Genomic DNA, 10,213 nt, shown 5'->3' with positions numbered 1-10,213 from the left:
CAGGGTGGTAAGCTCGCTGGCGATGCTGGTGCAGGCGATATCCTTCTTCTTGATGTAACACCACTTTCACTTTCAATTGAGACAATGGGTGGTATTGCTACAAGACTTATCGAGAGAAACACAACTATTCCTACAAAGAAGAGCCAGATTTTCTCTACAGCAGCTGATAACCAGACAGCAGTTGATATCAATGTTGTACAGGGTGAGAGACAGTTCGCTAAGGATAACAAATCACTTGGACAGTTCAGACTTGATGGTATCCCACCAGCAATGAGAGGTGTACCACAGATTGAGGTTACATTTGATATTGATGCAAACGGTATTGTTAACGTATCTGCTAAGGATTTAGGTACAGGCAAGGAGCAGCACATTACAATTACTGCTGGTTCTAACATGTCTGATGAGGATATCGATAAGGCAGTTAAGGAAGCAGCTGAGTATGAGGCACAGGATAAGAAGCGTAAAGAGGCTGTTGATACAAGAAATGATCTTGAGAGCTTTGTATTCCAGACAAAGAAGGCTCTTGATGAAGTAGGTGACAAGATTGATGCAGCTGATAAGACAGCAGTTGAGGCTGATATTGAGTCTGCACAGAAGTTACTTGATCAGTACGCTACTCCAGAGGAGATGAGTGATTCTCAGATTGGTGAGCTTAAGGCAGCTCAGGAGAAGCTTACAGAGTCAGCTCAGAAGGTATTTGCAAAGATGTATGAGCAGACACAGGCAGCACAGGGCGCAGCAGGAGCAGGTCCAGATATGAGCCAGTTTACAGGTGCAGGCGCTGGAGCAGGAGCTCAGTCAGGCCCAGCAAATGATGACGTCGTAGATGCTGATTTTAAAGAAGTATAGAATTGAATAATTCATCAGAATTATTCAATTCGTATATGGCAGGATTTTCTGAGTGAAGCGATGAAAATCATGTCTTGCGAAGCAAGATTAAAGAGCACAATTCCTATTTTGTGCTCTTTAACCGTATGTAAAGATAATAGAAGGATTGATAAATAATGGCAGAACAAAAACGTGATTATTATGAGGTTCTTGGTGTTTCCAAGACAGCCACAGATAGTGAGCTTAAAAGTGCATATAGAAAGCTTGCAAAGAAATATCACCCAGATATGAATCCAGGTGATAAAGAGGCTGAAAAGAAATTCAAGGAGGCCTCTGAAGCTTATGCGGTTCTTTCTGACGCCGATAAGAGACGTCAGTATGATCAGTTTGGTCATGCTGCCTTTGAAAATGGCGGTGGCGGTGCCGGAGGATTTGATTTCTCAGGAATGGACTTTGGCGACATTTTCGGTGATATATTTGGAAGCTTCTTCGGTGGTGGAGCTCGTTCTACATCAAATGGACCTATGCGTGGAGCTAATCTTAGAGCAATGGTTCACATTTCCTTTGAAGAGGCTGCTTTCGGCTGCGAAAAGCAAATAGAGATTACCTTAAAGGAAGAATGTGCTGCTTGCCATGGTACAGGTGCAAAGCCAGGTACATCAAAGAAAACATGCTCTAAGTGTGGCGGTAAAGGCCGTGTAATGATGACTTCTCAGTCGCTCTTTGGAATGGTACAGAACGTTACTACATGTCCAGACTGTAAGGGAACAGGAGAGGTTATTGAGACTCCTTGTCCAGATTGTAAAGGAACAGGCTATGTTCCTAGAAAGAAGAAAATTGCTGTATCAATTCCTGCTGGTATTGATAATGGTCAGAGTGTACGTATTCGTGACAAGGGTGAGCCAGGTAGAAATGGTGGACCTAGAGGCGATTTGCTTGTAGAAATTATGGTTTCAAGCCATCCAATATTCCAGCGTAGAGACTATGATATTTATTCATCTGCGCCTATTTCCTTTGCACAGGCTGCATTAGGTGGAGAGGTAATTATTGATACTCTTGATGGTAAAGTCTCATATGAAGTAAAGGCTGGTACACAAACTGATACTACAATCAGATTGAAGGGCAAGGGTATACCATCTCTTCGTAATAAAGCAGTTCGAGGAGACCATTATGTAACCCTTGTTGTTCAGGTTCCTACATCTCTTTCAAAGGATGCCAAGGATGCACTTCGTAAATTTGATGAGCTTACTGGAAACACAACAGTAGGTGGCCCTAAATCTGTAAAAGCTGAAAAGAAGAAAAAAGGATTTGCAGATAAAATAAAAGATGCTATAGATGATTTATAATTATAAGAGCATAAATAAAGGAGTCTAGAAAAAAATCTAGACTCCTTTTTTTATAACATATCAGCATTTACGACTTGGTTACGACCATGCTTCTTTGCATAGTAAAGCGCTTTATCTGCTCTGTCGAGACATGCGTGATAGTTTTCATTGCTATTATATTTACTGTATCCAAGAGATATAGTCAGTGGACATACATCATTGTTGCCTGATGCAACGTCTTGGCGAATATCTTCTGTGATAGTTGCAACTCGTTTTGCGTCACAATCAATAAGTATTAATAGAAATTCCTCGCCACCCCAGCGGATTATGTAATCCTTTGGTGTGATATGCGTTTCCAAACGTCTTCCAACATATTTTAAAATGGTATCACCGGACTCATGTCCGTAGGTATCATTAACCTTTTTAAAAAAGTCTATATCGAGAATTACCATGTATATATCCTGCTTTGAATAAAACTTATGAGTATCAGGATTTATAATTTCATTTATCTTGAATCTATTATATAGACCGGTTAATTCATCTGTAACAGAATTGATTTCAAGAGATTTCTTTATCAAATAATGATCTGCATAAGAGTTCTCTAAAATAATCTGCAATAAACATACGCCAACATATACTGGCAATGCCAGAGTAATCATCATTTCAAAGTGGGCATAGTGTATAAACAAATTTGAGATGATAATATTTGCAAATACTAAGCCATGATAGAAAACATGGTGTACAAAGGGCATCGCAAGACCAATGGTTAGGAAGGCGAAATGCATTATTATAAATCCTTCCCTCACAAAATCCCTGTTCTCTAGATGATAAACTGCCCAAATTGTGGCCCACATAGCGGCGTGGGGCATTAAGTAGTACAACCATATGGCATTTTTATATGTTTTTATTCTAGGATTTAAACAAAGGAATAAAACAAGTGGAATCAAAATAGAAATTCTTGGGATAAGAGTTTCTATGGCGAATCTCCCGTATAATTGACAGTCTGTGAAAAAATATGATATTTCACATAGTGCAATGATAACTGCACAATATCCGCTGACTAATTTGTAATATTCAAATTTTGATTGATAAAAATCATTTCGTTGTTCTTTAGTAATCTTCTTAGTAATCATGTTTAACATTATACAGTGCTTCTCCACTTCATTCAATCATAGATATTGTAATTTTTTAGACGAATTTTGCATTTGTTGTATTTTCCTTTTTTTTCTTTTTTCTTTCGGTTGATTTTCCGGATACATTCACCTTGTCATCACTTAAAAATATTAGATTGTCAACATAAGTTAGAGCAAACAAAGGAGGCGAAACTTATGGGACAAATTCAGAAGGTATTTAATAGATATGAAAAGAAGTTCTTAATTGATGAAGAAACCTTTAAGGATTTCAAGAAGGAACTTGATGAATATATGATAGAAGACGAATATGGACTGCATACTATTAGAAATATCTATTATGACACGGTAGATGATGAGTTAATTAGAACTTCTATTGAGGGACCTAAGTATAAAGAAAAGTTTCGTGTTCGCTGCTACGGAAAACCAACCTATGACAGTATGTGTTTTTTAGAGATAAAGAAAAAATACAAAGGATTAGTTAATAAGAGACGTGTTGCAATCCCAATGGAGGAAGCAGAACAATATTTAATACATGGAATCATGCCATCAAATCCAAATCAAATATTTAAAGAAATCGATTATTTCTTCAATCATTATTCCCTGGAACCAAAAAGATACATTGCCTATGACAGACTTGCAATGTATGGAAGAGAGGATTCAGAATTTCGAGTAACCTTTGATATAAATATTAGGAGCAGAGATTATAATTTGACTCTATATAGTGACGAGGATAATGAATACCTACTTGAACAAGGAACAAGATTGATGGAAGTTAAAATATCAGATGCAATTCCACTTTGGTTTGTAAAGCTATTATCAAAATATAAAATATATCCAACCTCATTTTCAAAGTATGGAAATTTTTATAAAAGGCAACTAAAAGAAGCTTAAAATCTAACATTTACTAAATTTGGTATTAGAAGAAAAGGAGTGCAATTCATATGGAAACAGTATTAGCGGCGTTAGTTTCATCAACAGGTGACACAACCTTGACCACAGCAGAGGCATTAATCTATGCGGTACTGGCTGGTGGCTTGGGCTTTATAATTTCATTAACATATATAAAAACAGGTAGAACTTCAAAAAATTTCGCTAGAACATTAATAATTCTTCCTATGCTGGTATGCGTTGTCATGCTTGCTGTAAATGGTAACTTTGGAACAAGTCTTGCAGTTGTAGGGGCATTCTCTTTAGTGAGATTTAGATCCTTGCAGGGAAGCTCTCGAGACATTGGATTCATATTCTTTGCTATGACTGTAGGTATTGTATGTGCTATTGGAGAATTGTCATTGGCTATAATTATTACCTTTGTTATAAGTGCTATCCATTTCATTTTATATATGACAAAATATGCGTCTGCTTCTGTAGATGAAAAGGATTTGCGCATTACTATTCCTGAGAATTTAGATTATTATGATATTTTCGATGACATTTTTAACAAGTATACATCAGAGTATAAACAAATTGCCGTAAGGACTACTAATATGGGCTCTATGTATGAGATTAATTATAGAGTAAAATTAATTGATGAAAAGTTGGAGAAAAGCTTTATAGATGAAATTAGAATGCGTAATGGAAATTTAACCGTTATCTGTGGACGATGTGATGTAAACGAAGCAGAGGAGTTGTAATTATGAAGAAAAAAGTCTTTTTAATATTATTGGCTCTTACAATAATTGGAGCAGCAGCGGCTTGTAAAACTTTTGTTGAAGCTGCAAAAAGCAATGATAGCACTAAAGTTGCCCAATCAGAAGAAGTTTCTGCAGAATCGGAATACGAAGCTTTAACAATAAAGACTGATTGGGATTCTATGGCAGATGTTATTTTTACAGATGAAGGAATGACAATAAATGGCGAAGGCTGTACAGATGAGGATGGTGTTTTATACATTACAGAAGGTGGTGAATACACCTTAACCGGTACCAGTACCGCTTGCTCTATAGTAGTTAATACAGATGAAAATGTTAAGCTTGTTTTAAATGGAGTGGACTTAACTAGTGTAAATGGACCTGTTATTTATGGTCAGCAGGTCAAAAATTTATATATAGAATTGGCAGATGGTACAACAAATACATTAACCGATAGTGAAAGCTATGCTACTGATAGCTCAACTGGAGAAGAAATCGGCAAAGGAACTATTTCGTCTGAGGATGATATCATTATACTTGGTACAGGAACATTGAATGTTTATGGAAATCATGGCCATGGTATTGTTTCAGATGACAAATTATACATAGAAGATGGAATAATCAATATAACAACAACAGCTACTGATGGACTTCATGCCAATGATTTAATCTCAATAGATGGTGGAACTATAAGTATAGATGCTGCAAGCGACATCATGGAAAGTGAAGATGCCCTTATTATTAACAACGGAACTATTATAGGTACCAGCCAGGATGAGGGAATTGAATCGAAAAATACAATTTCTATTAACGGAGGCTCCATTGATATTTCTGTAACTGATGATGGTTTAAATGCAACAACTTCAATTGAAATTAATGATGGTACTATTAATATTGAGACAGATACAGGTGATGGAATTGACTGCAACGGCAACTATGAGGGCTGCATAACTATAAATGGTGGCTATGTCTATGTGAAGGGTGGAAATTCTCCTGAGGGAGCAATAGACGCCGATAACGCAAGCGCCATAATTAATGGTGGTAAGGTGATTGCAATTGGAGATGTCAACAGTCCGATATCCGAAGAAAGTCAGCAGGTTAGTATAATATATGGTAGCTTTAATGCTAATGAAAATATTACAATAACAGATTCAGAAGGAAATACAGTATTTGAATATACACCCGAGGTATCTGGCTCCACTATGATTATTTCTGCAGCTGAATTGGTAGAGGGTGAAACCTATACCATATATGCTAATGGAAGCCAGCAAGAGACAGTTACTGCAGACTCTACAGTTGTAGACGCAGGAGGCTCTGCTAGTGGTATGGGCGGTATGCAAGGTGGCAAAGGTGGTAGATTTGGCGGCCAAGGAATGCTAAATGAACAGACCCCTGACGGGCAGATGCAAAATCAGGGTTCTCGACCAGATTTCCAAGAGAATCAACAATAGATATTAGTGCTTTATACTTGAAAAAAATTATTTTTGGTATAGAATTATTTAGGACTGCATTTAGCAGTCCTAATTCTGTATGTAAATTTTTAATGAGAGGAAATATAAATGAGCAAAGTAAGAACACGTTTTGCACCATCACCAACAGGTAGAATGCATGTAGGAAATCTTCGTACAGCACTTTATGCTTACTTAGTAGCTAAGCATGAGAATGGAGATTTTCTTCTTAGAATAGAGGATACTGATCAGGAGAGACAGGTAGAGGGCGCAGTAGAAATTATCTACAGAACTCTTGCAGCAACAGGTCTTATACATGATGAAGGTCCAGACAAGGATAAGGGCTGTGGTCCTTATGTTCAGTCTGAGCGTCAGGCACAGGGCATTTATTTAAAGTATGCAAAGCAGCTTATCGAAAAGGGCGAAGCATACTATTGCTTCTGCGATGATGAGCGTCTTGCTGAGTGCAAGCAGGTTATTGGAGACAAGGAAATCCATATTTATGACAAGCATTGTCTTAACCTTTCAAAGGAAGAGGTAGAGGCAAATCTTGCAGCTGGCAAGCCATATGTTATCCGCCAGAATAACCCTCGTACAGGCACAACTACATTCGTAGATGAGCTTTATGGAGAAATCACTGTAGATAATTCAGAGCTTGATGATATGATTCTCATCAAGTCAGATGGATATCCAACATACAACTTTGCTAATGTAGTAGATGATCACCTTATGGGAATTACACACGTTGTTCGTGGTAATGAATACATTTCTTCATCTCCAAAGTACAATCGTCTTTATGAAGCATTTGGCTGGGAAGTACCAAAGTACATTCACTGTCCACTTATCACAAATGAAGAGCACCAGAAGCTTTCTAAGCGTTCAGGACATTCTTCATACGAAGATTTAATTGACCAGGGCTTCCTTACAGAGGCAGTTGTAAACTTTGTAGCATTACTTGGTTGGTCTCCAGAAAACGACAATGAGATTTTCTCACTTGAGGAGCTTGTTAAGGAATTCGATTACCACCGTATTTCAAAGTCACCTGCTGTATTTGATATCACAAAGCTTAAGTGGATGAATGGCGAATACATGAAGGCTATGGACTTTGATAAGTTCTATGAGATGGCAGAGCCTTATCTTAAGGAATACATCAAGGGCGATTACGACCTTAAGAAGATTGCTAAAATGGTACAGACTCGTATAGAAATCTTCCCAGATATCAAGGATCACGTTGATTTCTTTGATGCAGTACCTGAGTATGACAGCGCAATGTATACTCATAAGAAAATGAAAACAAATGAAGAATCATCACTTGCTGTATTAAAGGAACTTTTACCAGTTCTTGAGGCACAGGATGATTATTCAAATGATGCTTTATATGCACTTCTTTCTGGATTTGCATCAGAGCATGAATACAAAAATGGTTATGTTCTTTGGCCAGTACGTACAGCTGTTTCTGGAAAGCAGATGACTCCTGGTGGAGCAACAGAACTTATGGAAATTCTTGGCAAAGAAGAATCTATTAAGCGAATTAAAGCAGCTATAGAAAAATTATCTTAAATTAGGTTGGGGAACCTAAGACTTTATTACAGATAGGCGAGTTAGGAGGTTTATGACTTTTAATGACTCGCAATTAATGGCTATTAATCACATAGAAGGTCCGTGTTTGGTTGTGGCAGGTCCCGGTAGTGGGAAGACTGCTGTTATTACTGAGCGGGTCTCTAATTTGATAAGGTCTGGTGTCCCAGCAAGCGAAATACTTGTAATAACTTTTACAAAAGCAGCAGCTATTGAAATGAAGGAACGTTTCAAAAGGGCATCAGATGGCAATCATTCTGTGACCTTTGGAACGTTCCATTCTTTATTTTGGGGCATTTTACAAAAGGAATGTGGATATAAAACTAGCGATATTGTAATGGGCACCTACAGAGACAATATCATAAGAGAGGCCATGGAATTGGCCTATTTGGATAAAGATGATTTAGCTTTAGTTAATGGTGTGGCCTCAGCAATTTCTGTTTTTGGCAATGGAGTACAATCAATAGAAGAGTTCGAACCGGAAATGTTGGACAAAGCTTCTTTTGCGCTTGTTTACAATAATTATTGTAAATTAAAAACTAAATATAAGGTTGTTGATTTTGATGATATGTTGTCTAAAGCCTATGAGCTATTCATGGCCCACAAGGATGTTCTAAGTAAATGGCAGAATCGATTTTCTTACTATTTAGTAGATGAGATGCAGGACATGAACGACCTTCAATTTAAGCTTATCAAAATGCTTTCAGACAGAACAAAAAACATTTTCTGCGTTGGAGATGATGATCAGTCAATTTATGGTTTTAGAGGGGCTAATCCTAGAATAATGAGTGATTTTGTAAGTAACTATGAGGACACCAAGAGGGTTCTATTAAACTATAATTACAGGAACCCATCTAACATAGTTACAAGTGGTCAAAAACTGATAGGAGTCAACGAAAATCGATTCTCAAAAGATATTATTGCCACAAATGAAGAAGGGCAGATAAATATTTCAAATCATTTGGATGAAATTGCAGAGGCAGAATTTATATGCCAAGCTATAATGGCTGAAAAGGAAAAAGGGGTTCCTTTGGACGAAATCAGTATTCTATTTAGAAATCATACGGATGTGAAATTTTTGGTTAATAAACTTATAGAACATGAAATACCTTTTTACATGAAGGAGAGTTTGGTTAATTACTATTCCCACTTCATTATCCAAGACATAGAAGCTTATTTTCAAATTGCTATAGGAAACTCCACTAGAGCCAGGCTTCTTAGAATAATTAATCGCCCAAATAGATTTTTGCATAGAGCAGCACTTGATAATGGCGGTACCATTGATGTTTTAAAACGCTTTTATCAAAATAATAAAACAAAATTTGGTGTAATTGAAGCAATGTGGGCAGATTTAATTTTGATATCAAAAATGACACCTTTTGCGGCATTAAACTATATCAGAAAAGTAATAGGCTATGATAATTTCCTGAGGCAAGAAGCTCTAAGAAATAATGCTGAATATGAGGAGTACAATGAAATTCTTGAATTTTTGGCAGAACTTTTAAAGGATTGCAAAAATATCAAACAGGCAATTGATAAAATCAACATGATGCGATATAAAATCGATTTTGAAAATAAAAACAAATGTGTAGATAAAAACAATAAAGTTGGTCTATTAACCTTACATTCTAGTAAGGGATTAGAGTTTCATACTGTATTTATTATTTCTGCTAATGAGGGGATTATTCCTTCAAATAAGGCTGAGACCAAAGATGAGTTAGAGGGAGAAAGACGACTGTTTTATGTAGGGATAACTAGAACAAAACGAAATTTATTTATCACCTATACAAATAAAAAAAATCGGGACAAGTCCCGATTTTTAGATGAAATGAAAATAGAAGATTACTCAATGCCGTCTTCTTCGCAGATTTCGTCGAACTTTGCAGCGACAGCGTCGTATTCTTCATCAGACTGAATATTGTCAAGGGATGGTGCACCAGTTTCATCCTCGAAATAACGATAGATGTAAACTTCGCCATCCTGATTTGGCTCGCCATTTTCATCAAGCGGAAGCAAAACAATATAATCCTGATCGTTCAAATCGAAAATAGTGAGGATTTCACATGTAACCTCAGAACCATCATCTAAATTTAAAGTGACAACAACGTCATCATCCTCATTGTCAACTGGGAATACCTGATTCTCGTCCATTTTTATACTCCTTCAACATAATTATTTGTTTAAGACATGTCCTTATGATATAATGCATCAGGAATTATGTCTAGTGTATTTCGGGATTTTATATATATAAATACACTTTTTTAGAGAAATGG

Annotated in this window: 9 protein-coding genes; 7 read left to right on the top strand and 2 right to left on the bottom strand. The window is 36.7% G+C overall.

What is annotated here, in order from left to right; all coding sequences use genetic code 11:
- Together E7276_RS01530 and dnaJ are read left to right on the top strand one after the other, a co-directional pair.
- A partial coding sequence (locus tag E7276_RS01530) for an Hsp70 family protein (protein WP_294212834.1) occupies window positions 1–849 on the top strand: 849 nt, incomplete at its 5' end.
- Window positions 850–1,004: 155 nt separating this feature from the next.
- Window positions 1,005–2,174 carry a molecular chaperone DnaJ gene (gene dnaJ, locus E7276_RS01525; protein WP_294212831.1) on the top strand — a complete coding sequence of 390 codons (1,170 nt, stop codon included), beginning with the start codon at window positions 1,005–1,007 and terminating at the stop codon, window positions 2,172–2,174.
- Window positions 2,175–2,224: 50 nt separating this feature from the next.
- Here the strand turns inward: dnaJ and E7276_RS01520 are convergent, their stop codons facing one another.
- Window positions 2,225–3,295 (bottom strand): GGDEF domain-containing protein, encoded by a 1,071-nt coding sequence (locus E7276_RS01520; RefSeq protein WP_294212829.1) that lies wholly within the window; start codon window positions 3,293–3,295, stop codon window positions 2,225–2,227.
- Window positions 3,296–3,481: 186 nt separating this feature from the next.
- On the opposite strand from E7276_RS01520, the gene E7276_RS01515 reads away from it, so the two are divergent.
- From E7276_RS01515 to E7276_RS01495, 5 genes are all read left to right on the top strand, one after another.
- Window positions 3,482–4,177: a polyphosphate polymerase domain-containing protein gene (locus tag E7276_RS01515; RefSeq protein ID WP_294212827.1), complete on the top strand. Its 696-nt coding sequence runs from the start codon at window positions 3,482–3,484 to the stop codon at window positions 4,175–4,177.
- A gap of 50 nt (window positions 4,178–4,227) precedes the next feature.
- The gene (locus E7276_RS01510; RefSeq protein ID WP_294212825.1) at window positions 4,228–4,917 is read left to right on the top strand and encodes a DUF4956 domain-containing protein; all 690 of its coding nucleotides are present in this window, start codon (window positions 4,228–4,230) and stop codon (window positions 4,915–4,917) included.
- A gap of 2 nt (window positions 4,918–4,919) precedes the next feature.
- The gene (locus E7276_RS01505; RefSeq protein WP_294212822.1) at window positions 4,920–6,365 is read left to right on the top strand and encodes a carbohydrate-binding domain-containing protein; all 1,446 of its coding nucleotides are present in this window, start codon (window positions 4,920–4,922) and stop codon (window positions 6,363–6,365) included.
- Between the two features lie 108 nt (window positions 6,366–6,473).
- Window positions 6,474–7,922: a glutamate--tRNA ligase gene (gene gltX / locus E7276_RS01500; protein ID WP_294212820.1), complete on the top strand. Its 1,449-nt coding sequence runs from the start codon at window positions 6,474–6,476 to the stop codon at window positions 7,920–7,922.
- A 52-nt stretch (window positions 7,923–7,974) separates the two neighbouring features.
- Window positions 7,975–9,855 carry an ATP-dependent helicase gene (locus E7276_RS01495; protein ID WP_294212817.1) on the top strand — a complete coding sequence of 627 codons (1,881 nt, stop codon included), beginning with the start codon at window positions 7,975–7,977 and terminating at the stop codon, window positions 9,853–9,855.
- Here E7276_RS01495 and E7276_RS01490 read toward each other — a convergent pair.
- Window positions 9,783–10,091 carry a DUF1292 domain-containing protein gene (locus E7276_RS01490; RefSeq protein WP_294212815.1) on the bottom strand — a complete coding sequence of 103 codons (309 nt, stop codon included), beginning with the start codon at window positions 10,089–10,091 and terminating at the stop codon, window positions 9,783–9,785. The genes E7276_RS01495 and E7276_RS01490 overlap by 73 nt on opposite strands.
- Between the last annotated feature and the right edge of the window lie 122 nt (window positions 10,092–10,213).

The organism is Pseudobutyrivibrio sp. (genome assembly GCF_015057185.1).
Classification (GTDB): Bacteria; Bacillota; Clostridia; order Lachnospirales; family Lachnospiraceae; genus Pseudobutyrivibrio.
Note: the sequence above shows the minus strand (reverse complement) of the source record. Positions and strands in the feature narration are given on the sequence as shown.